At 39.2% G+C, this 23,201-nt stretch carries 23 protein-coding genes and 3 tRNA genes; 3 read left to right on the top strand and 23 right to left on the bottom strand.

Annotation, left to right across the window (positions count from 1 at the left end; all coding sequences use genetic code 11):
- Positions 1 to 5 precede the first annotated feature (5 nt).
- From I6F53_RS14525 to I6F53_RS14465, 13 genes are all read right to left on the bottom strand, one after another.
- Positions 6 to 81 (bottom strand) — tRNA-Lys (locus I6F53_RS14525).
- 70 nt (positions 82 to 151) lie between these two features.
- A tRNA-Lys gene (locus I6F53_RS14520) sits at positions 152 to 227 on the bottom strand.
- 216 nt (positions 228 to 443) lie between these two features.
- Positions 444 to 1,190 carry a tol-pal system protein YbgF gene (gene ybgF / locus I6F53_RS14515; protein WP_197181187.1) on the bottom strand — a complete coding sequence of 249 codons (747 nt, stop codon included), beginning with the start codon at positions 1,188 to 1,190 and terminating at the stop codon, positions 444 to 446.
- A 13-nt stretch (positions 1,191 to 1,203) separates the two neighbouring features.
- Positions 1,204 to 1,746 (bottom strand): peptidoglycan-associated lipoprotein Pal, encoded by a 543-nt coding sequence (gene pal, locus I6F53_RS14510; RefSeq protein ID WP_149592635.1) that lies wholly within the window; start codon positions 1,744 to 1,746, stop codon positions 1,204 to 1,206.
- A gap of 34 nt (positions 1,747 to 1,780) precedes the next feature.
- Positions 1,781 to 3,139, bottom strand: a complete 1,359-nt coding sequence (gene tolB, locus I6F53_RS14505) for a Tol-Pal system beta propeller repeat protein TolB (protein WP_197181188.1) — start codon at positions 3,137 to 3,139, stop codon at positions 1,781 to 1,783.
- Between the two features lie 9 nt (positions 3,140 to 3,148).
- The gene (gene tolA / locus I6F53_RS14500; RefSeq protein ID WP_166420819.1) at positions 3,149 to 4,075 is read right to left on the bottom strand and encodes a cell envelope integrity protein TolA; all 927 of its coding nucleotides are present in this window, start codon (positions 4,073 to 4,075) and stop codon (positions 3,149 to 3,151) included.
- A gap of 4 nt (positions 4,076 to 4,079) precedes the next feature.
- Positions 4,080 to 4,508, bottom strand: coding sequence for a protein TolR (gene tolR / locus I6F53_RS14495; RefSeq protein WP_149592638.1), 429 nt, complete (start codon positions 4,506 to 4,508; stop codon positions 4,080 to 4,082).
- A complete protein-coding gene (tolQ, locus tag I6F53_RS14490; protein ID WP_007580384.1) occupies positions 4,495 to 5,199 on the bottom strand; it encodes a protein TolQ in 705 nt (234 codons plus the stop codon). Before tolQ ends, tolR begins: the two co-directional genes overlap by 14 nt.
- Before the next feature lie 1,293 nt (positions 5,200 to 6,492).
- The gene (ruvB, locus tag I6F53_RS14485; protein WP_007580382.1) at positions 6,493 to 7,500 is read right to left on the bottom strand and encodes a Holliday junction branch migration DNA helicase RuvB; all 1,008 of its coding nucleotides are present in this window, start codon (positions 7,498 to 7,500) and stop codon (positions 6,493 to 6,495) included.
- A 7-nt stretch (positions 7,501 to 7,507) separates the two neighbouring features.
- Positions 7,508 to 8,125 carry a Holliday junction branch migration protein RuvA gene (gene ruvA / locus I6F53_RS14480; RefSeq protein ID WP_002960647.1) on the bottom strand — a complete coding sequence of 206 codons (618 nt, stop codon included), beginning with the start codon at positions 8,123 to 8,125 and terminating at the stop codon, positions 7,508 to 7,510.
- Positions 8,126 to 8,127: 2 nt separating this feature from the next.
- Positions 8,128 to 8,652, bottom strand: a complete 525-nt coding sequence (ruvC, locus tag I6F53_RS14475) for a crossover junction endodeoxyribonuclease RuvC (protein ID WP_002960649.1) — start codon at positions 8,650 to 8,652, stop codon at positions 8,128 to 8,130.
- 131 nt (positions 8,653 to 8,783) lie between these two features.
- Positions 8,784 to 11,285 (bottom strand): ABC transporter permease, encoded by a 2,502-nt coding sequence (locus tag I6F53_RS14470; RefSeq protein WP_197240002.1) that lies wholly within the window; start codon positions 11,283 to 11,285, stop codon positions 8,784 to 8,786.
- Positions 11,275 to 11,988 carry an ABC transporter ATP-binding protein gene (locus I6F53_RS14465; protein WP_008137049.1) on the bottom strand — a complete coding sequence of 238 codons (714 nt, stop codon included), beginning with the start codon at positions 11,986 to 11,988 and terminating at the stop codon, positions 11,275 to 11,277. The genes I6F53_RS14470 and I6F53_RS14465 overlap by 11 nt, the downstream gene beginning before the upstream one ends.
- Between I6F53_RS14465 and I6F53_RS14460 the strand changes: the two genes are divergently transcribed.
- The 3 genes from I6F53_RS14460 (at position 11,989) to I6F53_RS14450 (ending at position 13,804) form a co-directional block, all read left to right on the top strand.
- The gene (locus I6F53_RS14460; protein ID WP_166420816.1) at positions 11,989 to 12,612 is read left to right on the top strand and encodes an arylesterase; all 624 of its coding nucleotides are present in this window, start codon (positions 11,989 to 11,991) and stop codon (positions 12,610 to 12,612) included. It begins immediately after the preceding gene.
- 111 nt (positions 12,613 to 12,723) lie between these two features.
- Positions 12,724 to 12,800, top strand: a tRNA-Pro gene (locus tag I6F53_RS14455).
- Between the two features lie 272 nt (positions 12,801 to 13,072).
- Complete coding sequence (locus I6F53_RS14450) at positions 13,073 to 13,804, top strand: hypothetical protein (protein ID WP_024612922.1); 732 nt, start codon at positions 13,073 to 13,075, stop codon at positions 13,802 to 13,804.
- A gap of 73 nt (positions 13,805 to 13,877) precedes the next feature.
- Here I6F53_RS14450 and I6F53_RS14445 read toward each other — a convergent pair whose 3' ends face one another.
- From I6F53_RS14445 to I6F53_RS14400, 10 genes are all read right to left on the bottom strand, one after another.
- The gene (locus I6F53_RS14445; RefSeq protein ID WP_024612923.1) at positions 13,878 to 14,147 is read right to left on the bottom strand and encodes a hypothetical protein; all 270 of its coding nucleotides are present in this window, start codon (positions 14,145 to 14,147) and stop codon (positions 13,878 to 13,880) included.
- A gap of 90 nt (positions 14,148 to 14,237) precedes the next feature.
- A complete protein-coding gene (locus I6F53_RS14440) occupies positions 14,238 to 14,660 on the bottom strand; it encodes a terminase small subunit (RefSeq protein WP_024612924.1) in 423 nt (140 codons plus the stop codon).
- Positions 14,661 to 15,077: 417 nt separating this feature from the next.
- Complete coding sequence (locus I6F53_RS14435; protein WP_197240000.1) at positions 15,078 to 16,445, bottom strand: VapE domain-containing protein; 1,368 nt, start codon at positions 16,443 to 16,445, stop codon at positions 15,078 to 15,080.
- Positions 16,442 to 17,467, bottom strand: a complete 1,026-nt coding sequence (locus tag I6F53_RS14430; protein ID WP_166420815.1) for a hypothetical protein — start codon at positions 17,465 to 17,467, stop codon at positions 16,442 to 16,444. Before I6F53_RS14430 ends, I6F53_RS14435 begins: the two co-directional genes overlap by 4 nt.
- Positions 17,468 to 17,561: 94 nt before the next feature.
- The gene (locus I6F53_RS14425) at positions 17,562 to 18,044 is read right to left on the bottom strand and encodes a hypothetical protein (protein ID WP_166420814.1); all 483 of its coding nucleotides are present in this window, start codon (positions 18,042 to 18,044) and stop codon (positions 17,562 to 17,564) included.
- Positions 18,045 to 18,046: 2 nt separating this feature from the next.
- A complete protein-coding gene (locus tag I6F53_RS14420; protein WP_231616603.1) occupies positions 18,047 to 18,211 on the bottom strand; it encodes a helix-turn-helix transcriptional regulator in 165 nt (54 codons plus the stop codon).
- A 106-nt stretch (positions 18,212 to 18,317) separates the two neighbouring features.
- Entirely contained in the window at positions 18,318 to 19,178 is an 861-nt protein-coding gene (locus I6F53_RS14415) for a hypothetical protein (RefSeq protein ID WP_166420812.1), read from the bottom strand.
- Positions 19,179 to 20,579, bottom strand: coding sequence for a tyrosine-type recombinase/integrase (locus I6F53_RS14410; RefSeq protein WP_206012085.1), 1,401 nt, complete (start codon positions 20,577 to 20,579; stop codon positions 19,179 to 19,181).
- Positions 20,580 to 21,047: 468 nt separating this feature from the next.
- Positions 21,048 to 21,296: a hypothetical protein gene (locus tag I6F53_RS14405; RefSeq protein ID WP_166420811.1), complete on the bottom strand. Its 249-nt coding sequence runs from the start codon at positions 21,294 to 21,296 to the stop codon at positions 21,048 to 21,050.
- A gap of 110 nt (positions 21,297 to 21,406) precedes the next feature.
- Positions 21,407 to 23,044: a cyanophycinase gene (locus I6F53_RS14400; RefSeq protein WP_197239999.1), complete on the bottom strand. Its 1,638-nt coding sequence runs from the start codon at positions 23,042 to 23,044 to the stop codon at positions 21,407 to 21,409.
- Between the last annotated feature and the right edge of the window lie 157 nt (positions 23,045 to 23,201).

Raw genomic sequence — 23,201 nt, 5'->3', positions numbered from 1 at the left:
AAGAATGGTGGGTCATGATGGATTTGAACCATCGACCAATTGATTAAAAGTCAACTGCTCTACCAACTGAGCTAATGACCCGCTCTGACGTTGCGTTTTATAACAACTTAGTATTCTACGTAAATCCGCCGATAAAAGACCATTCAAAGAATGGTGGGTTATGATGGATTTGAACCATCGACCAATTGATTAAAAGTCAACTGCTCTACCAACTGAGCTAATAACCCGCTCTTTTTGTCGCATTTCGAGTGGGGTAACCATTCGTTTGCTGCGGGCGCTTATAATACTTATTTATAAAATGAGTGCAACCGAAATTGTCTCTTTTTTTAAGTTTTTATGTCTAGATGCACAAAATTAAACCGTTTGTGCTCAAACTACATGCAAATCCAAGATTCATCGAGACTTTTCATGTAGTTTGGTCGTCTTAACTAAAAACTTAATCGCTAGTTCCCTAAACGATCAGTTGCTAGTTTTGCAGCCGTTGTACTTGGGTATTGACTGATAAGATCGCTCAATATTTTTTGTGCTTGCGCCGCTGAACCCTGATCTTGTAAAAGTGTGCCCAACTTTAGCATTGCATCTGGGCGCTTATTAGAATTTGGAAATTCGTTAACAACCACTTTAAAGTGCTCTACCGCTTTTACACCATCATTTTTAATCGTAAGCAACTGGCCTAACCAATAATGTGCGTTAGACGCATATACAGAATTTGGATAAGTAGTTAAAAACGTTTGAAACTCAGGAATTGCTTGATCATAGCGTTTATCTTTCATTATTAACGCAACAGCACGCTCGTACGCTTCGTTTTCAGATAAGTCACTGCTATAGGTCTGTGCATCGTTTGGCTGCGCCTGATCGGCTACCGGAGCTGCTGGCTGTGTATAAGCTTGGCTAACGCGGTTTTCGATTTCTTGGTACAACTCACGCTGGCGCTGCAGTACTTTTTCAAGCTTGTAGCTTTGCTCTTCAGTTACACCGCGAATTTGACTCACTTCGTCTTGTAACAAATTAAGCTGTTGCTGTAACTCTACTTGTAAAAAGTTACGCTGTTGCATCATATTCTCAAGCGACGCTAATCGCTTCTCAATACTTGATTGTGAACTTGCAGCTTCTGAAACAGGAGCGGGAGCAGCCATTAACTGGGTGCTCCCGCTCAATATCATGGCTGCCAAAATAATTTTCGGCTTCATAATATCTCTTATCTTAGTAAACTAGTACCGCACGGCGGTTTTTAGCGAAAGCTGATTCAGTGCGAGACTTAACCATTGGCTTCTCTTCACCGTAGCTTACCACTGACATTTGGCTAGCTGAAACACCTAAGCTTAATAAGTATTTTTCAACTGCTTGGCCACGGTGCTCACCTAGTGCAATATTGTACTCTGGCGTACCGCGCTCATCTGCGTGGCCTTCAATTAGTACTTTAACTGATGGGTTTTGAACTAAAAACTCAGCATGTGCACGAAGTAAGTCTGCGTACTTGCTTTCAACTGTTGCAGTATCAAAATCAAAGTAGATTACTTGCTCTTGACGAAGTGCTTCGTACTTTTGACGAAGTTGCTCTTCAGCTTGTTGCTCAGGAGAAATTGTAGCTACTTCAACCGTATCAGTATTCATTGATTGCTCAACAACACCTTGGTTTGATTGGTTTGCAGCACCTTCGTCAATATCTGAAGATGAGCTACAAGCTGCTAATGTCATTACTGGCACAGCAATTAGCAGGCCTTTAAGTATTTTGTTAAGTTGCATTGAGTAGATTCCTATTTTGAGTAAACCAGTAATATTACTGTAAGTATGGCGACCAAGCTGGTGCCTTTACTTGTCCGTCTAGCACAGGTAACCGTGCTTTAAAGCGGCCGTCCATCGATACTAGCGCAAGTACCTGTTTATTATTATGAAGCGTGCTATATATAATCATCGAACCATTTGGCGCTATGCTCGGTGATTCATCTAGGCGTGTTCTCGTTAGTACTTGGAACGCACCTGTAGCCAGCTCTTTCTTAGCAAGATGGTACTGCCCGTTGGTACGGTTAACCATCACTAATTCTTTTCCATCTGGTGAGATAGAACCCGCAAGGTTCATATCGCCATCAAAGGTAAGTCGTTGTGACCTACCTGTTTTTAAATTTAACTTATAAATCTGAGCATTACCACCCCTTTCAGATGTAAACACAATATCTTGGCTATTTGGGTACCAAGATGGTTCAGTATCTATGCTACGGTGATTTGTTAAGCGTGTTTCTTTACGGGTAGCCAAGTCAAGCATGTAAACTTCTGTTGCGCCTGTTTTATCTTTTGAAAGCACTAACAGTAATTTTTTACCATCTGGCGAAAACTGAGGCGCACCATTAATACCACGGTAGCTTGCTACAATTTCGCGTTTACCTGTGTATATGTCTTGAATGTAAATTTGGCTTTGACGGTTTTCAAACGTTACATACGCTAGCTTAGTACCATCTGGTGACCATGCCGGCGACATTAACGGCTCTTTTGAGCGAAGTAATACTTGCTCGTTAAAACCATCGTAATCGGCAACCACTAACTGATAAGGTTTAGGGTCATTATCTCGTACTATTACATAAGCAATTTTAGTTAAAAACGCGCCTTTTTCACCCGTTAGTTTTTCGTAAATAACATCGCTGATCCGGTGCGAGTAACGACGAAAACCGCTTTCGCTAATAACACTTTCACGTGCTTCTAAAACATGAGCTTGGCTTTTAACTAGTTTGCCATTACTCATCATTTGCGTGTTGCCACCGGTAATTTGGCCACGGATCACATCAATTAACTCATAACGTACTAAGTAACGGCCATCAGTCTGCTGCTCTACTTCACCAACAAGAATAGCTTCAACCCCTTTATTAACCCAAGACGCGTAATCAATTTCGCTGTCTTTACTTGGCTGTTGCGGCATTTGTGCCACTTCTACAGGTTTAAATTTACCACTGCGCATTAAATCAGCAGCAATAACACCGCTTAATTTTTCAGGTATTAGACCAACACCTTGATATTTAAAAGGGACTATCGCAATAGGCCTTGCACCGTCTACGCCCTCTGTTATTACAATTTCAAGCGCAGCATTAGCAACACCTTGAAATCCAAACAGTAAAACTAAACAGGCTATTTTTATTTTGTTGAACATATCATTCCTTTAAAATTCTGGCTTGATTGTTAAGTTAATATTCTTAAGTTGTTCGAATACGTCTCTATCTTTAGATACCGGTAATGTGTCGGCCATGCGTACTGCTCTTAATGCAGCTTCACATACTAACTTATCGCCACCTAATGACTTAACTTGCGTTACTAAACCATTAAAGCCTAAGCGAATATTGACTCGGCACTGCTGGTTTTTCATTTTTTGATCAATCAGTAAGTTTTGCTGAATACGCGCCATAATTAACGCTCGGTACTTATCAACTTCGCTCACTACTTGTTGCTGACGTATTTTACTACGGGCAGCCTGCTCTTTGGCAAGTTGCTCTTGTAACATTTGCTCTTGCATCGCTTGTTGGCGCTTACGCTCTGCCTCTGCTGCACGCTCTTTTGCCTCGGTTTCACGTTTTTTACGCGCAGCCTCTGCTTTTTTAAGTGCGTCTTCTTCGGTTTTACGTTTATCAGCAGCTGCTTTTGCTGCAGTTTCAGCTTCTTGCTTTTGCTTTTCGGCTTGCTTGGCTTTAGCGCGCTCTTTTTTCTCAATTGCGCGTGCTTTTTTAGCTTCTGCCTCGGCTTGCGCTTTTTCTTTCTCTTTAGCTTTACGCTGTTGCTCTAATTTTTTAATATTACGTGCTTCTGATTCACGTTGTTTACGCGCATTCGCCGCTCTGCGCTCTAAATCGCGAATACGTTTATCTTCTGCACTTTTTTTATCTTTTTCTTTCTTTTTAAGTTCAGCAATTTTTTGCTCAACTTGTTTTTGATCAACTGTAACAGCCGATACTGCTTTATCTGGCGTAGGTATAGCCGAATTAAGCGTTACTTCCATTACCTTAGGCGCTGGCGGATGAATGTTTGCAGATGCATACAAAAAACCACCAATACCTAAATGAAGCACTATCGATTTTACTACTGAACTATTCATACAGCTACTTCCCCTCAAAGGATTCAGTCATTAACCCTACTGACGGTACGCCTGCATTTTTCAAAAAATCCATTAGTAATAATACTTCTTGATACGACACCTTACCCGAGCCTTTAATCATAACTGGTACATCAGGATTTTTCATTAACTGTAATTTTATAACCGCAGCAACGTCAAGTGCTTCCATAGGTTCTTCAGGATCGGTACCTACGCTCACATAATATTTACCCTCTGCATCTATTGAAGCAATAATGGGTGGAACATCTTTAGTATCAACTAAATCAGACTCTTCCATTTTAGGTAAATCAACTTTTACACCGTGTGTAATAAGCGGTGCTGTAGCCATAAATATAATAAGTAGTACCAACATTACATCAATGTAAGGTACTACATTAATTTCTGCGACCGGACGGCGCTTTTTACGCTGATACATTCGCTTGTGCCTCTATTTGTGTAGCTGCTTGACGGTGTAAAATATTAGCAAACTCTTCCATAAAGTTAATATAGTGAGACTCAAGCTTTTCAACACTATTTGAAAAGCGGTTATAAGCAATAACGGCCGGAATTGCCGCGAATAAACCCATAGCAGTCGCAATGAGTGCTTCTGCAATACCTGGTGCTACCATTTGTAATGTAGCTTGCTTAACTTCACCTAGTGCAATAAAGGCATTCATGATACCCCATACAGTACCAAACAAACCGATATACGGACTTATAGAACCTACTGTTGCTAAAAACGATAAGCTAGATTCAATTTTTTCAATTTCGCGAGAAAGCGCAACACGCATAGAGCGGTGCGTACCTTCCATAACAATACTCGCACTCTGAAATGTATTCTTTTTATGACGAGCAAACTCTTTAAAGCCCGAAGTAAATAATGCTTCAATACCTTGAGACTGACCGCTGCGTGACGATATTTCGTTATACAATTTGCTTAAATCAATACCCGACCAAAATTTTTGCTCAAACTTCTTAGCATTTGATAGAGCATCCGATATTGCTTTTTTACGCTGAAATATAATTGTCCACGACATTACAGACATGGCAACTAGCCCTAACATTACTAATTGAACAAGCAAACTTGCTTCTAAAATTAGATCTAAAAAATTAAGCCCTGATCCCACGTTAAACTCCTAAGTAAATTCAAAATACGGCAAATTGATTAATTTGTGTAAATATGACCGCTTACACGGTCAAAAGTTGCATCTAGTGTATCTAGTCCATTTCAAGCTGACAACGGTATTGCTATGAATAGGCAACAAAAAACGTTAAAAAACAGCTTTAGTTGGCATTTCCCTTTGCCTCAGTATTTTATTTAATCTTTTAACTAGGGTCTGTTGACCTTTCAAGGCTAAATTTGCAGCAGTCTGTTTGGTATTTAGGCAAGGCAGAGCCTATGCAGTGTGGTTATTCCCCATAAATAGGCGATAACGTAGCATTAATGCCAAACAGGCGCTGCCCAAAGGGTTCTTCCTAGGGGCTATTTACTCTTTATTGCTCGATTTTTACTTATTCTTACATGGATGTAAGTCAGTAGAATAACGCAGGAGCAGTTATCGAGCCCGCTAGGTTACAAATCTCGCGCCGTGATTAAATAGTCCCTAGTTTGAACAAATTTTAATCCGCAAAGATCAACAGACCCTAGGCTCGCTAATTATAAATATGCGTAAATATATAAGCAAAACGCCATAAAATGCGTCGTTTATTCAAAATAAGAGCATAAACACTTAAAATTTATAAGCTTTACCTTCACGTAATAGTAAAACTAATACCGCACCACAACATAAGATATAACTTAAACCATAAATTTCATTAACTTATAAATTTAACGATTAATTAACGCTCAAGATATAAACAACAATAAAATTCGACGAATTAGTTTTTCTAATCCGAAAATACAAATTTTCTAGTTTGAACAAATAAAGGTTCTTACGTATTATTACCCCATACCGAGCTAGCGCACTGAATGAGATAGTTTCATTAAGCCAAGTTCTTAGTAATAGGATATTTTATCGTATTACATTGTTTTACTCTTTGTGGATAAACCAAATTAAGTAAAACATAGTTCCCTAGATTACTTCCTTCAACTTGTTGTTTGCCCGCATTTTTTGCGGGCTTTTTTTTGCCTGCAATTTACTACGCTACACACTGTATTTATAAACTAATAATTGCCCTACCTATTTTACAATAAGTAATTCGGTTACTAGTTTGAATGGTACGCAGGATAGCTTCGCGAGTCTTAACGCCCTGTGAATTAACAGTTAACTATAAAGCGTATAAGTATTTTGAAATAACATTTGCAACAGTGTGCTGAGGTTTTGGGTAAAATACCAGCCGTATAAATATTTGAAAGAAAGGGATACTAAGTCAATTACCTGCTGCGCAATAAACCACAGCAAGTAATGTATATGATGAGGCTAGTCTTTTTTAGGAAGTAAACCAAAGTGATGGTATGCGCTGTCTGACACTATTCGCCCACGGGGTGTGCGCTGAATAAACCCTTGCTGAATTAAAAATGGCTCTATTACGTCTTCTATTGTTTCACGCTCTTCGCCAATAGCAGCCGCTACATTGTCGAGCCCTACGGGGCCGCCCATAAATTTTTCAATTATGGCGAGTAAATATTTTCGGTCCATATAATCAAAACCGCTTTTATCTACGTCAATCATATCAAGGGCTTGCTTAGCTACCTCGGCGTTTACTGTGCCGTCAGACTTTACTTGTGTGTAATCACGTACGCGGCGCAATAAGCGGTTAGCTATACGCGGTGTGCCGCGCGAGCGTTGTGCAATTTCGGTTGCGCCGTCGTCGCACATTTCTAAACCAAGATAATGTGCAGAGCGCCCTACTATATGTGATAAATCCTCTACTGAATAAAACTCTAATCGCTGCACAATACCAAAACGGTCACGTAGTGGCGATGTAAGTGAGCCTGCTCGCGTGGTTGCACCTATGAGTGTAAATGCTGGTAAATCTAATTTAATAGAACGCGCAGCTGGGCCTTCACCAATCATTATATCAAGCTGGTAGTCTTCCATCGCTGGGTAGAGTATTTCTTCAACTTGCGGGCTTAGTCTGTGTATTTCATCAATAAACAGTACGTCGCCTTCTTCTAAATTAGTAAGTAGTGCGGCTAAATCGCCCGCTTTTTCAAGTACTGGGCCTGATGTTGTTTTAATGCTTACGTGTAATTCGTTGGCCACAATGTTTGCAAGCGTGGTTTTACCAAGCCCTGGAGGGCCAAATATTAATAAATGATCGAGCGCTTCACCACGGGTTCGAGCAGCTTCAATAAAAATTTCCATTTGCTGCTTAACATGAGGCTGGCCTCTGTAATCGGCTAAAAGTTTAGGCCTTATTGCACGATCTATAGAGTCTTCATTTGTTTTTTCAGTCGCATCAATTAAGCGATCCGCTTCAATCATGGGTTACTCACAACATTGATTTTAAAGATTCTCTAATAAGAACCTCAGTAGACATATCGGGTTTGCTTATCGATTTTACTGCTTTTTGAGCTTGTGGCAATTTATAACCTAATGCAAGCAGTGCCGATACGGCATCATCGGCTGCGTTATTAGCTATTGTCGCATCGCTCATTGGCTCTATTACTGCGCTGTCGCTAAATGGCGTAAATAAATCATTGCCCCAATCTTTTAATCTGTCTTTCATTTCGAGTACTAAACGCTCGGCTGTTTTTTTACCTACACCCGGTAATTTAACAAGCGATGTTGAGTCTTCGTTATTCACACAACTCACAAATTGCTTAGCCGACATACCCGACAAAATAGCTAAACCAAGTTTTGGTCCTACGCCATTTGCTTTTAATAGCTCTCTAAATAAGGCACGCTCAACTTTATTATTAAAACCAAATAATAACTGAGCATCTTCGCGCACTACAAAGTGAGTGTAAACAATCGCGTTTTCACCAATTTTTGGTAAATCGTAAAAACAGGTCATTGGCATTTGTACTTCGTAACCTACACCACTTACTTCGAGTAAGATTTCTGGTGGCTGTTTTTCGACTAAAATACCATTTAAGCGGCCTATCATAGTTATTTCCTTAAACGTCCTCTAACGGTTTTGCTTGCGCTACCCGCTAGTTTAATTAAATTTTGTTCTGAATGGGCATGGCAAATAGCAATAGCCAGTGCATCAGCTGCATCGGCTTGTGGTGTACCGGGTAGTTTTAAAATATTTTTTACCATGTGTTGCACTTGTGTTTTATCTGCGCCACCGTTTCCTACTACCGCTTGCTTAATTTGCCTTGCTGAATACTCAAATACGGGTAAGTCGGCCATTGCAGCGCCCACAATAGCTGCGCCTCTAGCTTGGCCTAGTTTTAAAGCAGAATCGGGGTTATGCGCCATAAATACTTTTTCAATGGCAAAGGTTTCTGGCGAAAACTGCTCAATAAGCTGTGTAATGCCTTGGTAAATCATTTTAAGCCTAACCGGAAAAGGATGATCGGCTAACTTAATACAGCCACTGCCTAAGTATGTAAATTTAGAACCTTGGTGGGCAACAACGCCATATCCGGTCAAACGTGAACCAGGATCGATCCCTAAAATAATGGCCAAACTTGCATTCTCATTATTGTTATTTTTAAATTACGCTAATAATGCCAGAGCACTGTATAAATTACCAGTACAAAGAAAACAAAAATGCCCACATGTTAGGTGGGCATTTAAAGGAGCATGTTAGTTTAAGCTTACCCTAGGGCACGCACTAATCCTTGAGTGTTTTGTTTAAGTGTTCGGGCAATCATTAAATAGCCTAAACCGGCTACAAATACGCCGCCCGCTACCGGCCCAATAATCCATATATGCGGGTGTAGCTTACCGGCTAAATCAAACATTTGTTGCTGCACAATTAAAAGCGCTATATCACTAAAAAATGCGGCAACTAAACCGGCTAAACCACCGAGTAATAAAAACTCATACAGGGTCGCGTTTTTAATTAATCGGCTTTTAGCACCAAGTGTTCTAAGTATTACAATTTCTTGCATACGTTCACCCAAGCTAGCTTGCACTTGCGATATAAGTACAAGCGCCCCACACAGCACAACAATAGCCAGTACAAACCCAATAGCGAGTGATACTTGCGAAATAGTTGTTTGTATTTGCTTAACAAAGTTGTCAATGTCAATGGCTGTAATAGTTGGGTAAGTGCGCAATAACTGGCTAAAGTCACGCTTTTGCTCTGGGTTTATGCGTACCGACGAAATATACGTTGCAGGAAAATCTGCAAGTACATCGGGGCTTAAAATAATAAAAAAGTTAGGTTTAAGCGTGGCCCAATTAACTTTACGAACACTGGTAATTTTAGCGTCGAACGACTGCGAACCAATTAAAAATGTAAGCGTATCGCCTATTTCAACATCTAAACGCTCGAGCATCGACTCCTCTACTGAGGCTTCGGCTGTTGCATTTTCACCAAACCACGCGCCTTGTGTTACTTCATTTTGGTCAGGCACATCTTTAAGCCATGTAAGGTTTAGCTCACGGCCAATACCTGCACGTGCTTCTTCGTCTTTTTTCTCGTTGTCTTGCAGCGATACAGAACGCGCAACCAACTCGCCGTTTACCGCATTTACGCGCCCACGAATAGTTGGATAAAACTCCGATACCTGAATATCTTTTTGTGCCAAATATTCATTAATTGGCCCAAGCTCATTTTGCGTTATATTAACTAAAAATGCATTAGGCGCATCGTTTGGTAGTTGCGATTGCCAATCAGATATCATATCGTTTTTAAGTACCACTAAAAACAGCAGTAATTTAATCGCTAACGAAAAACTAATTAACTGTACCGCGTTCACATTTGCACGTTTTTGAATAGACGCAATTGCAAGCGACCAACTATTACCCGGTTTTAAGCCAAGCTTTCGGCCGCCACCAAATATTAATTTAGATACTAAAAACAACACACCAATTAGCGCAAGTGTTGAGGCAAACAAAATAAGCGTTATTTTTATGTTGTTACTAAATAACCACATTAATAAAAACACAGTTAGCGCACTCATGCCTAAATGCACACGACTTACTGCTAACTTGTCGCCTAAGTTACGACGCAGCACTCTAAGCGGTGGAATATCAAATAAATCAAATAACGGTTTAATAGAAAACATAACAGCACAAATTACGCCAGTACTAATAGCCACCAGCCACGGCTTAAAACCACCTAAAGGTAGCTCTGTGCCCATACTTTTTGATAAGTAACTTGTTGCTATTTCTTGCAAGCCATAACCAATTAATAGCCCAATACTTACCGCCATTGCACACACAAGCAATAAATGAAGCATGTATATTTTGCGGATCATTGAGCGGCTACCACCTAGCGTTTTCATCATTGCTACTGGGTCGTATTGGCGTTCACAATAACGTTTTGCTGAAACAGCTATAGCCACTGCTGCTAAAATAATACCCAATAGGCCGGCAAGTAATAAAAAGCTCTCTGCGCGGTTTAAACTGTTTGAAATAGGTGATTGGCGGTCTTTAACCCCGTACCATTGTTGGTTTTCTTTCATTTGTGGTTTAAGCCACTCATAAAAGCTATTTATGTCAGCCTCATTACCCGCATAAAGTTGGCGGTAATAAACACGGCTACCCGGCTGCACAACTTCGGTTTTTGCCACATCGTCAATATTAATAAGCACACGACGACTGCTCGAAAATACATTAAATGGCGCATCGGGCTCTTCTACAATAACTTTTGAAACATTAAATAATGCAGCGCCAAGCTCTACTTGCGCGCCTATATCAATATTTAAACTGTAAAATACCGATTCACTTAGCCACACATTACCAGGCGTTGGTCCGCTATTAGCAACTTTAGTTTCACCTGTAAGGGTGTCTTTAACTTTTAACTGCCCTTTTAGCGGATACGCATTAGATGCCGCTTTTACTGAACTAAACTGCATTTCATCATCGGCAAACAACATAGTGTCGAAGTACACCATTTGCGCCGTTTTTAAATTTTGGCTCTGTGCTTGAGTAATAAAAGCAGTGTCGAGAACATGATCGCTTGCAAGTACACGGTCTGCTGCAATAAAAGCACTGCTTTTTTGCGCAATACTTTGCCCTATTCGCTCAGTAACCATAGACAGTGTAAGCACGGTTAAAACAGCAAGGGCGATAGCTGCGCTTATAACTGTTAGCTCACCACGGCGAAATTCTCGCGAAAATAACTTAAGCGCTAACTTAACCCACATTAGCAACGTCCTCTACTTGGCTTTTTACCAGTAAACCCGCTTCTATTTGAATAATGTGCTCACATTTTTGTGCAAGCCCTTCATCGTGAGTAACCAAAATAAGCGTAGTGCCGTGTTGCGTGTTTAAATCAAATAATAACGACTCAATCATTTTACCGTTTTTGCTGTCTAAATTAGCCGAAGGCTCATCAGCAAACAGTATTTTAGGTGTACCAATAAAAGCACGCGCTATAGCAACACGTTGTTGCTCACCGCCAGAGAGTTGCGACGGGTAATGATCAATTCGATGGCTCAAACCTACTTTTTCAAGCAAAGCAATTGCTTGCTCTTTCGCATCACTTTCGCCAGCAAGCTCTGCAGGTAACATAACGTTTTCAAGTGCCGTTAAGCTTTGTACTAACATAAATGACTGAAACACAAATCCAATTTTAGCAGCGCGTAGTGCAGCACGTTCTTCTTCATCTAAATTGTGTAATGGCTCGCCATCTAAAAATATTTCGCCGCTGCTTGCTGTATCCAGCCCTGCTAATAAACTGAGTAACGTTGATTTACCAGAGCCCGACGTGCCAACAATAGCAACAGACTCGCCATGCTTGACATTAAAGCTGATGTCGCTGAGGATGGGCAGCTCACCTTCAAAGGTAGAGACTACTTTAGACAAACCATTAACCTGAATTATATTTAATTGAGAAAGCGCTGACATATGACTCATTCAATCCTACGTTTAGTATTCATTTTATTTTTAGTTACCAAACCGCTGAGCGCAGCAGCCGACAACACGATTTTAATACTCGGTGACAGTTTAAGTGCAGCCTACGGACTTCAACAAGAAGAAGGCTGGGTAAAATTGTTACAAGATAAATACGATGACGAACAAACCGACATAGAACTTATCAACGCCAGTATTAGTGGCGAAACATCTGGAGGCGCCCTACGTCGTTTAGATGCATTGCTTGAGCAATATGAACCCACTCATGTACTTATTGAGCTAGGTGCTAATGACGGTTTACGTGGTTTCCCAGTTAAAAAAATGCAAGCTAACTTAACGTCTCTTATTCAAAAAAGCCAAGCAGCTAATGCAATGACCGCCTTAATGGAGATTTACATTCCCCCTAATTACGGTCCGCGTTATAGCAAAATGTTTACAGACACTTTTACAGACGTTAGCGAAGAAACAAATGCGCATTTAATGAACTTTTTTATGCTAGATATTGCCAGCCAATCTGATCTAATGCAAAACGATAGTTTACACCCTAACAAAAAAGCCCAGCCATTAATACGAGATGAGATGTATGACTCGATCAAAAAGTGGTTAAATAAAGACTAGCCAATTAATACAGCGCAAGAGTGCTATTTTATGCCTCTTGCGTAATAAACATCCAAACAAACAATCGCTTATTGATTTTTAAAAAAATACACGTACTATTGCATACAACGTCGGTATGTGGCGCAGCTTGGTAGCGCACTGTCATGGGGTGGCAGGGGTCGAGAGTTCGAATCTCTCCATACCGACCAATTAATTATTTAAAATCAACAAGTTAACACCAAAAACAATAACTCAACATTCGATTCAACTTTATCTTTTTTTAAAACTAGCCAATAACTAGCCAGTATGATTAATTATTGTATTACTTATTTCTCATTAAAAGCTTCTTTATCTCCTTAATACCCACATATATATAATTCTCATGTTTATACTTTTTCTTACTAACTTAATAGCCTAAGCTTTTTTAACAAACCTAAAACCTGCTAGTATGATCCAAAATTTATTTTAAAAGGAATTTAATATGAAACTAATACCTCTAATGCTTATTTTGTTCATTGCTGGCTGTAGCTCTTTTCAACCTCCATGGGAATCTGCGCGGGAAATGAAAACAGATTTACAAATCTATAAGTCATATAACCTCGATACTAAGTACACAGTCACTACAGGTAGCCCAATGGTTTTAGCTAGGACTTACAAGGAATATGTTTGGTTTAAACCTGTTTCATTAAAAACTGAAATTTGGAACGGTCAAACATTAGCTAATGACCAGCAAGGAGCAGAATATATATTTACACCGACTTATAAACTTGATGGGAAAAACGGGGATTATATTTTAACCGCCAAAAACTTTTATCACAGAGCAATCGGTATAATTGCATTTGATGATGGAACAGTGCCTGAGAACCCTGTAATGAGAATTGACCGGAAAGGCTCAATGAAACGCTATCCAATAACACCTAAAAGCAATGATAAAAAAATCTTTGAAAAACATTTTTTCCTAGAGGGAGATAAATCTGATCAGTTTATGTTTGAACTCATTTACACGGGCAAATCAGGGCAAACTATTAATTTGCTCTATAGAGAATATATAAACGATATGTCTAGAGATTCTTTTAGACAGAGTTTGACGTACAACTTAAATGAATCTAAAGAAATTAGCTTTAAAAGCTTAAATATTAGTATTTTGGAAGCAACAAACTCTGAAATCACATTTACAGTACAAGATGATAATAATTTAGAATGGCTGCGATAAATTATCAATAAAGCAGTAGATAACAGCTTTACAACTTCTTTTTTAAGAGTCAGAAAACCCTATCTAGTTTTGTCTAGTTTAGATCAACGGCAAACATATCATTGCTGGTGGGGCTTTCTGTTCGCTCAACTTTAACTATTGATACTGGCGCGACTGCTGGCAGTGCAAACTTAGACAGCTTACAAATTGCGTCTATACGCTCCGCTGGGTTTAATTCTTTGAGTAGTTTGGGCAATTGTTCAAACTCATCAGCCAAGGCATTAACTAATAACTGTCGAGTCTCAAACGTTAGCTTATTGGGTGTGCCAGCTTTACGCCCACCTGTCTTTTTACCTGTTGCCATGTTTTCACCTCGGTTATTTTTTGGTGTGTTGGGTTTTGCTAAGTTCTACTAGGATTATTTAGGATTTCATATATCAAGTTTTGACAATGTTTAACGCTTTGACCCGCCCGTTAAGCGTTCAGCCAGTGAGCTAGACACTTTTAATGTGTTGTTAGTCTCAATCGGTGCGTTATCACCTTGCATCTCATTGTGGACTTTAATAGCTGCAATAGCTGCTTGAGCGTTTAAGATACCTTTATCTTGATGCTCAGTCATAGCCGCATCTATGATGGACTGTAAGGCTTCAAGCTTTTTAGTTTTAGACCATATAAAATCATTATGCGCTTGCTGCTGGTGGGCTTTTATATGCTTTTGAATTACAGGTTTGCTCAGGTTTTCTTGACCGATAGAATATGCCGTCTTTGCACTATAACCAGCTGTAATGGCTGCCTGTGTAGCGTTACCACCGTTCAAAAGATACGCTTTTATAAAAGCACTTTGTTTAAGTGTTAATTCGTTGGTATTTGCCGTCATAGCCTAGCCACTGCTTGTGTAAACAATATTGTTAAATTATACCATTTTTTAGCTATTTTGATTACTTTATGGCTAATTCAAAATAGCCTGTTCTTTATTATAGTTAAGTGGTTAGGTATGGTTAAGTAAGTTAAAATCTACTTAACCAGCCTACAGGGCCTTACTGGCGTGGCTTTTAGCTAAAAATGGTTAGGTGGTTAAGTGACTTCGCCCACCTTTAGGGATTTAGCCGCTGCTGTTGTGATAGCTATAACCCTATGAATATTTATCCTATAAAAATTTAAAGTTAGTGTTTTTACTTAACCACCTAACCAAAAACGCGTGAAACCCTTATTTATAAAGGGCTTCGGGGTGGTTAGGTAAAATAAAATCTACCTAACCATTACTTAACCATAACCATTTAAACAAAAGAAGCGGCTAAAAATAATCTTCTAAACCGTCATCGTTTGCGGCAGGTGTCACGTTAAAAGCTATTTTATACACTCTCCTGTTTGCCCTGCCTTTTTTAGCAGTAATCAATCCCTCTTTAGCTAAACGGTTTAAGGCTTTGCCGACCATACCGCTATGGTTCGATTGTAACTTTCTATCTTCTGCTATTAACTCGCCAGCGGTAAACCAGCCATCTATACACGTTGGGTGCTCTATTTGCTGGGGTAAATCAATTTTACTTTCTGGCGCGATATAATTATCAACTATGTGATTATAAGCAAAACCCTTATCTTGAAAGTTATCATTAACAGATAGTGCCTTTTCTTGTGTTTCATCACTAAGCGCCCACCCGTAACCGTCTAAGTACAGCTTTTTTACCTCAAGCCAAAACTGGTGTAATTGTTCGGGGTCGGTTTGTTTTATCGCACCTGTACCGTCAAACGTCCAACCTAGTAAACTGTTTAAGGTGTCCATATCAATCGCCTTTTTCAGTTCAAGCACTGCAAAGCGAGTTGAGCCAGTATCATCTTTTAAAAAGTCGCGGTCGTTTACTGTTGCAATAAAACACGTTTGGCGCGGTTTCTTTATATCGCTTCTGGCGTATGGTGGGCGTACTGTATCAATAGACTTTGTAATAAATGCCTTTAAGCTGCCCTGTGAATTTTTACTTGTGCGTTCAAGTTCGCCAAGCTCAACAATCCACGAGCGTATGTTAGATAAAATACTATCTTTATTATCAGGGTTTAGCTCTGCGCCCTCTAAAAAAGAATGTGGCATTACACTAGCAAAGCGTTCAACAAAGGCGGTTTTTCTGAATGATTGACCTCCTTGTAAAACAGGCACTAGTTTACTTTTGAATGTGTCCTCATAAATACAGGCAATACATGCCACCAGCCAGTGCTTAATTATAGAATCGGCTAGTTGTTCATCTTTAGCATTTAAACACGCGACAACCTTGTTAACGCGCTCTATGCCGTCCCACTCGCCCTTATCTAAGTAAAACTTAACAGGGTGAAATTTGTTGCCGTGACTGATTGCGATTAAGTGATCATCAATTGCCGACTTTGGCAAACTGTGCCGACTTGCTGCGCTTATTAAATGGCTTCTAACTTCTTCAAAGCTGTTATTTAATGATTTAGTTCCTTTTAATAACTCAGGTTCAAACGTCATCTTATTAAAGCCAAACTCTATCCCGTAAAACTTGCCCAGCTCTTTTAGGTTGTCGGCTGTGTTTAATGTGCGCCCTTTGCCGTCCTCAGTTACTTTTATATCTGGGAATTTAGGGCTTAACATAGGCGTTTTTTCGGCTGTCTTTTCAACCTCTACAGGTATGTTATTAACTGCTGGCAAGCTCATACTTCACCCCCTGCAAAAAATGCGTTTACGCTCTCATTGTGCAAGTGAGTAAAATATTCTTGCTGGTTATGTTTATGTATTTGCTTAAACTGAGTTTTCGCAATGTCATGTAATGCGCGTTTATAGTTTCCGCCATATTCACGAATAACAATAAAGTCGAACATATCTAGGCATTGCCCTGTGGCGCATGGGTCGCTTTCATGGTGTGAATAATAACGCTCTTTGCCATCGGTATGACTTGTTAAGATATAAGCGCCTGCGGTTTTGCTGGTTGCTTCGGGTGGTAAATACGCTTTACCTTGTTGTTTATACCCATAATGACTAAGCAAGCTTTCCCACGTATAGCCACTATTAACCAAGTTAATAATAGATATTTGTTTCCCGACTAGGTTTTGCTTAAACGCTGGCTTAATAGGTACGGATTTAATAGCCTGTTCTTGTTGCTTGGTTTGCTCTTGTGCGTACCTCTCCGCATTTACTAGAATTTGCGAGTCTGCCACGTTCAGCGGTTCGCCTTTCCCTATTTTATACTCGTAGCAATCACCAGCAAAGCGCACAGGTAAATACATTATTTGCTGAGGTCGTGTAGCACAGTCGTCCGCCATAAATATATAGCTTAAATAGCTCTCCACCAGCGCCCAAACCTTATAAGTGATGGATTCGGCTATTTGTATGTAAACCCTGTAGCGGTTGCCTTTGCCGTCCTGCTGGTGGCTTGCTGTCGAGTGTATGATATACGACTCAATACCCATCCCCTCAAGCGTGTCGGCAATGGAATCAATATCCAGCTTGGTGTCGTCTAGGTCAAGGCGTAACAGTGTAAAATTATCGTGCTTTAAAACTGTTTCCTTTTGCTTGTTGGGCGCGTCATTGGCAGCAATGATTGAGCTTTTAGCCTTTGCCTGCGTGTGCGTTAGTGTGCCTAAATCGCTTGGTAATGAGACTTTAAGTGTTAACTCATGCCAGTTAATATAGTTAAAACACTGAGTAACTTTTATACTTTTAGCTGATAAAAAATTCATAATAATTTATACTCTTGTTTGGGCTGGTGGTTCCGTCTGCAAACTAAACCACCAGCCTTTGGTTATATATCAAAATGTATTTAAGCCGATTGAGTTAACCCTTATTCGGCTTTTCTTTTTCAAAGATAGAGTCATTGGCAGCACCTCCTAAAGATTTAAAATACTCTTTATTGGCCACTGTCATTTCGGTAAAAGCTTTAGGTTCACGCTTGCGGCCTTGAACAGCTTGCTTATAAGACTCGATACCTAACTCCTTTCGTCTTTCACGCCTTGCTGCTCTATCTTGCTCTTTATCGCCAGTTAAATGTCTTGGGTCTAATTGCAGTAATGTTTTATTTGAACCCTCTATTTTTCTTGAGTGAATTAACCAGTAACCGCCACTTTCACCCCGAAGCCGCTGTAAGGCTGAACGCAAGGTCTCTCCTAATCCAGTGTTTATAGCCAATTCATCTCTATTGTGTGGGTAAACATTCGCTAGTGCTTTAAGAAGCTTATAAGCAGCATGGTGTTGTTTTGGTATTGCTCCTAATGGCGCGGCTTTTAATATCTCTGTTAGTGGAAAGTGTAAGTTATCCATAATTAAGACTCCTTACTTGTTAGCCAAGCATCAAGGTCTGACTTTCTATAGAGACAGCAGCGGCTAGATAAGCGTATTTTGGGTGGAAATGTAGGGTCACTTTCACCAAGACGCCACAATGTAGCTAGTGAAATATTTAAGTAGTTGGCGCTTTCTTTCAAGCGCATATTGTCTGAATTGAACTGATTTAACATGGTGTTTTATCCTCTTTAGTTAAACACCATGAAACAATAAGCTATATAAAATGGAGTAATAGAACGGTTTGCTCCACTTTTATTTATATGATTTTAAATTAATGCCTTTTAAATAGTTTTTTTCAACCGTAGTTCGCGGGGTAGGCTTATTAGGTTTTAGAATTTCATCCATTTTACTTGCTACTCTCTCGCTAACTCTAGCCCAAGTTATATTTAAGTTAGCGTTGTTCTGTTTCATTTCTTTTATTACTTTTGGAAGTAGCATTATTGCTAATTGTTTTTTTTCTTCTTTCGTTTTGACCCTTTTACTAGTTGCTTCACTCGTGCGGGATTTTCCAGCAATAATTTGATACTCGTATTCAGCTTTAGCCATATTCATACCATGAGCAAATAAAGCATGAGCGCACCTGTCTAGCTTGCTAAAGTCCAAATCACGTTTAGCCTTACACCACTCGATATAAGTACATATAACCTGACCAACTACCGAGTAATGAGGATATCCAGTCTGACGAGTCAACAACCTGAATAAACTACCTAAAAATAATTTTTCACCGTTAACGTGATATACAGCCATTAAACTTAAATAAGGTATAGCGTTCGAGTCATCTTTGTTCATAGCTTTAAGTGTTTCAGTTTTAAACCAATTACAAACGTACCAGTGAACAATTCCTTTAATACCATTTTTAATTGAATCTTGCTGACTCCCTAAATCATCACCAAAATCAATATCAACTTCATGACCAAGGTTGATTAAATCTTGAAAAATCTGCTCTGAATATTTTGCTTCTTCTTCTAATGTTAAGATATGGTTTGGATAACTAAACAACCCTTCTTTAGTGCGTTTTTTATTGTGTGTGGTGAATGCTTTAGTATTTTTTTCAATTCCTTCCATAGGAAAATATAAATTCACCCAACTCTCAAGCTGTTTTTCAATATCCATCTATATAACTCCTTTTATTTGATTATTGCTTGCTGAATTAATACCACCCACACCTTGCAGCATGGCTAATGTGTTTGTTTCATCATGCCTTAAATAGTTAGCGGCTATCATTGAACCGTCTTTATGCCCTACCAGCTTGGCGATAGTTAACACGGGAACACCACGGGCGCATAACTCTGATATAAAATTATGCCTAAATGAATATAAATCTAGCTCTGTAGTAATACCGCCAAGGGCTTTAACTTGTCGCCAGTGTGTTAGGTGGGCTTTACGCTCTAATGCTCGCCCTGTGCGATCTGATTGGAATATAAAGCCTGTAGCATTGCCCTGTTCACTCTTCCATATATCAAACACCGCTTTTAATTCATCACCAACGGGAAAGGTGATTTTTTGGCTGTAATTTACTTTTTTTGTTTTAGATGGGGTAAATATTAAAGTAGTCGAGTTGTTGAACTGATTAAAAGCTAAGTTCTCCCATTTTAAAGCGTATATATCGGCTGGGCGCATTCCTGTTAATCGTGCAATATGACAAAAAGGTATAAACCAATGCGGGTAAATACGTTCCTGTAAATCTGCTAAATGCCCTTTCCCATGCGCCCTACTTGCACTGCGCTTTTCTTTTAGTTGTTCAGCGTATAAATTTAGCCCGTTCTGAATCTGTTGCTTTAGTGTATCGCTCATAATAACGCGCTTTGATTCTAGCTTTGTATTATGTATTTCTAACTTTTCTCGTTCAGCTAGAGTAAGCGCGGGTAACGAATAGTTTTTGATAGGGTTATCTTTTAGTATTGCGGGGCTGTGCCCGTCTTGTGATTTAGCAGCAAAATTAAGCATAGCTTTAAATGCGCCATAATCTCTTACAAGTGAGCTACGCATCACACCGTTTTTTCTTCGTTTGTTGTACCAACTTAAAATATCAGTGCTAGTCACCTTTCCCATATCGCGATCAAATAGGTGTGAAAAGTTGCGGCTAATATTTTGTAACGTTGATTTGCCATCTTTGAAGTTATCTAGTTTATAAGGGGTATATATAGACTCGTAAAACCTACCTGTATTTAAGTAAGCATTGGCTGCTTTTAGTTGCTCAGCATCGGTATGTTCTTTTTTTAATTTTTTCTTATACCCTAATGGATCAACTCCATTTTTTAACTTTGTACGCCAATCTAAAGCCATCTCTGCTGCAATTGCTGGTTTAATAGAGGCATCGGCTATTACTGCTGTTCTTCTTTTACCTAACAAGTCTGTATAACGTAAGCGCCAAGCTCCACCAGCTTTTAATTTAATGAAGTGAAAACCTTGTATATTGTCACAACCTAACTGACTATTAAGCTCAGACTCCTTTAAAAAAGAGTTTAATTTTGCCACTGTTATGCTGGATGCGTTGTTTTTACTCGCTTTCATATAGATAACCACTTTTAAAAAACTAGCCAATAACTAGCCATTATAGTGATATTTTGAGAAATAAACAGGTGCTTTATGAAATAACAAATAAATATAACTCATTGTAATTAAATATAAATCATTAAAAACAAAGAACTAAAAACTGTCATGGGGTGGCAGGGGTCGAGAGTTCGAATCTCTCCATACCGACCAATTTATTACCACTGTATCAAAAAAGTTAAACTTCTCTTCAAAATATAGCCAAAATTCATCTGTATTAACTCTACAGTTTATATCTGTAGCACTATCTTATTTATCGAAGCACACTTAAAAAGCAGAGCTTACCTAATAAGCTTTATAGGTTTTTGAGTGGATTGTATTTAATCATTATTAATTTTAGAACAACTTTAGTGGAATTTACATGAAACCATTTAATTTCAATTTAATGAAATTAAAAAAGCGCACTAAGCCCTTTTCTTTTCTAATGTATTAGTGCTTGCGCCCTACACCATTACGCACCATGTCTTGGCCTGTTTGAAATACATTTTCTGTAATCATGCGCGCTAAAAGTAGCTGTTGGTTATCGCCAAACACAGCAACAAAACGGCTGCCATCTTTGTTATTAGTGGCCATACCAACACCGGCAACACCTTTTAAACCAAAGCCCCCGCTTTCAACATCTATTAAAAAGCTTTCTAGCTCAGCTAAAGTATCAATTACGTCATTTTCATTATTCATTTTAAAACTCTTTTTAGTCGCGCGTTACACTTGGCAAAGCTTTTAAATCGTTATGAACGCTATTTTATAGAGTACAGCTTAAAACTTAAACCCTTGGTTTAGGTTGGTAACTAAATCGACTTTATAGCTAACTCTAAATTGCTTAGCGCACAACCAAACTCTTTTGCATTTACGCGATGATACTGCGTGTCACTGGTTGCTGTAAGGCTAATTATAAACTCGTCTTGTTGGGCTACCGTACTTTGCTCTTGGCTTAAGCACATAGCTTGAGTAAGTGAGCGCAGTTTTGAATTTGTTAAAATTGAGCCAAAACGCTGTACTGGTAATGGCGGTATTTTTATCTCGGGTAACGTTTGGCTTATAGTGCGCTCACTCAGAGTAAACGTATTGTTGGTAATATCAATTACGCTACTAGCAGGCCAGTACGAATAACGATAGTTATTACCCTCTTTTTGAGGCTTACCTTGCTCAGTTAAGTGCACTACACCGCTTTTACCTATTACGGTCATTAAACTAACTTCTGGCGATTTAATAACAACCAAAGCTGTATTTTCATCAATACCAAAGCCATGCTGCATTTGTGTTTTAGTATTACTCGCTTCGCTATTATTTAGCGCAGCTGCGAGTCTAAACGTGCGGTTTTGTTCGCTAAATTGAGTATCTATAACACCAAAGTTAAAGCTACCAAGTCCACCTGTATTAGCGTTAGTTTCACTTTTACGAAGAGCCTCAAGGCTTGTTGTATTCGTAAACATGCCCGCTATTTTGCTTTGGATTGCAGCGCCCGCTCCTTCACCTACTATAACTGGGCGGGTTTGCAATGCTTGCGTCCACGGATATGGATTGTTGTTTTGATCAAACAATACCTTATGCATTAATGCTGCATTACCGCTATTAAACATCACACCGGTACTATTTTTAATAAGTGATACAAGTGCGTCAGTGCCACTTTTGCATAAAGCATATTCGGCTTTTGTGCGATCGGGGTAAATTGCTTCACGGTTATACACATTCATTAATGTATTTCTGAGAGCGGGTAATTCATCGCACGAGTTACTCGTAATCGCTTTAGCAAGCGCTGGGGTTAGTGCTAACCATTGAGTGCTTATATTTGATTGTGCTAAAAGGCTCTGCGCTAAATCTGCCGATTCATAAGGGTCTCGGCTTGATGCTGTAATATCAAGCATGGTGGGATTTGCGTTATTAACTTTTAAACTGCCCGATACAAATTGCAAAATATTGTTAGTCGCGCTCTCGTTATTAAAATCGGTATTTACTTGCTCTTTAGAGCGCTCACCATTTTTATTAAGTAGCGGTACTTCTAGCATATCAAATACAAAGTTGTATTCTTGTTGGGTAAGGCTTTGCAGTTGTTGGTTGTTTATATCGCGCCACTGCCAGAGTAAATCAGTTTTTGATACGCTATTTGACGATTTACTTTGTATGGCTTTAAGTGTTTTTAATACAGCCGCTTTTGCCTCAATGTTATTATTAGGCCAGTGCTGCGTGATGTTTTTTATTTGAGAGTTATTAACCCTATATAGATTATGTGATTTACCTTCAACAACAGTCTCTTTTTCGCAATTATTAAGCTTTGCGCTAGTACAAGTTGCAAGCTCTGAGCCCACTAAAATTAAAGTTTGGCTTTGCTCTTGAGCCACTGCATTTATTGAAAAACCAGCACCCAGTAACGCCACTAACATAACTCTTAATTTAGGCTGTTGAATACGTAAAAATGCACATATCATAATGTAAACTCTAGGGCGTGTTGATCTTTGCGGTATAAAAAACAAACAGCATGAGAATAAGGTATAATTGAATTCGCTAAAAAACGTTACACCGAACCCTCATGCCAAGATTAATGTTAACAGACGCGACATGGAATGTCTTATCAAAAGTAATGCA

The sequence above is a fragment of the Pseudoalteromonas sp. SWN29 genome, from assembly GCF_015864465.1.
GTDB lineage: Bacteria > Pseudomonadota > Gammaproteobacteria > Enterobacterales > Alteromonadaceae > Pseudoalteromonas.
This window is presented reverse-complemented; position numbering and strand designations above follow the sequence as displayed.

What these genes read in the sequence shown, in the direction of transcription:
- I6F53_RS14400 (WP_197239999.1), bottom strand. Translation starts at nt 23,044, where the DNA reads ATGATATGTGCATTTTTACGTATTCAACAGCCTAAATTAAGAGTTATG.
- I6F53_RS14435 (WP_197240000.1), bottom strand. Translation starts at nt 16,445, where the DNA reads ATGAGCTTGCCAGCAGTTAATAACATACCTGTAGAGGTTGAAAAGACA.
- I6F53_RS14420 (WP_231616603.1), bottom strand. Translation starts at nt 18,211, where the DNA reads ATGCGCTTGAAAGAAAGCGCCAACTACTTAAATATTTCACTAGCTACA.
- I6F53_RS14440 (WP_024612924.1), bottom strand. Translation starts at nt 14,660, where the DNA reads ATGACGGCAAATACCAACGAATTAACACTTAAACAAAGTGCTTTTATA.
- I6F53_RS14410 (WP_206012085.1), bottom strand. Translation starts at nt 20,579, where the DNA reads ATGAAAGCGAGTAAAAACAACGCATCCAGCATAACAGTGGCAAAATTA.
- I6F53_RS14465 (WP_008137049.1), bottom strand. Translation starts at nt 11,988, where the DNA reads ATGTCAGCGCTTTCTCAATTAAATATAATTCAGGTTAATGGTTTGTCT.
- I6F53_RS14430 (WP_166420815.1), bottom strand. Translation starts at nt 17,467, where the DNA reads ATGAATTTTTTATCAGCTAAAAGTATAAAAGTTACTCAGTGTTTTAAC.
- pal (WP_149592635.1), bottom strand. Translation starts at nt 1,746, where the DNA reads ATGCAACTTAACAAAATACTTAAAGGCCTGCTAATTGCTGTGCCAGTA.
- I6F53_RS14445 (WP_024612923.1), bottom strand. Translation starts at nt 14,147, where the DNA reads ATGGCAACAGGTAAAAAGACAGGTGGGCGTAAAGCTGGCACACCCAAT.
- I6F53_RS14415 (WP_166420812.1), bottom strand. Translation starts at nt 19,178, where the DNA reads ATGGATATTGAAAAACAGCTTGAGAGTTGGGTGAATTTATATTTTCCT.
- I6F53_RS14460 (WP_166420816.1), top strand. Translation starts at nt 11,989, where the DNA reads ATGACTCATTCAATCCTACGTTTAGTATTCATTTTATTTTTAGTTACC.
- tolB (WP_197181188.1), bottom strand. Translation starts at nt 3,139, where the DNA reads ATGTTCAACAAAATAAAAATAGCCTGTTTAGTTTTACTGTTTGGATTT.
- ybgF (WP_197181187.1), bottom strand. Translation starts at nt 1,190, where the DNA reads ATGAAGCCGAAAATTATTTTGGCAGCCATGATATTGAGCGGGAGCACC.
- I6F53_RS14425 (WP_166420814.1), bottom strand. Translation starts at nt 18,044, where the DNA reads ATGGATAACTTACACTTTCCACTAACAGAGATATTAAAAGCCGCGCCA.
- I6F53_RS14470 (WP_197240002.1), bottom strand. Translation starts at nt 11,285, where the DNA reads ATGTGGGTTAAGTTAGCGCTTAAGTTATTTTCGCGAGAATTTCGCCGT.
- I6F53_RS14405 (WP_166420811.1), bottom strand. Translation starts at nt 21,296, where the DNA reads ATGAATAATGAAAATGACGTAATTGATACTTTAGCTGAGCTAGAAAGC.
- tolA (WP_166420819.1), bottom strand. Translation starts at nt 4,075, where the DNA reads ATGAATAGTTCAGTAGTAAAATCGATAGTGCTTCATTTAGGTATTGGT.
- I6F53_RS14450 (WP_024612922.1), top strand. Translation starts at nt 13,073, where the DNA reads ATGAAACTAATACCTCTAATGCTTATTTTGTTCATTGCTGGCTGTAGC.
- ruvB (WP_007580382.1), bottom strand. Translation starts at nt 7,500, where the DNA reads ATGATTGAAGCGGATCGCTTAATTGATGCGACTGAAAAAACAAATGAA.
- ruvA (WP_002960647.1), bottom strand. Translation starts at nt 8,125, where the DNA reads ATGATAGGCCGCTTAAATGGTATTTTAGTCGAAAAACAGCCACCAGAA.
- tolR (WP_149592638.1), bottom strand. Translation starts at nt 4,508, where the DNA reads ATGTATCAGCGTAAAAAGCGCCGTCCGGTCGCAGAAATTAATGTAGTA.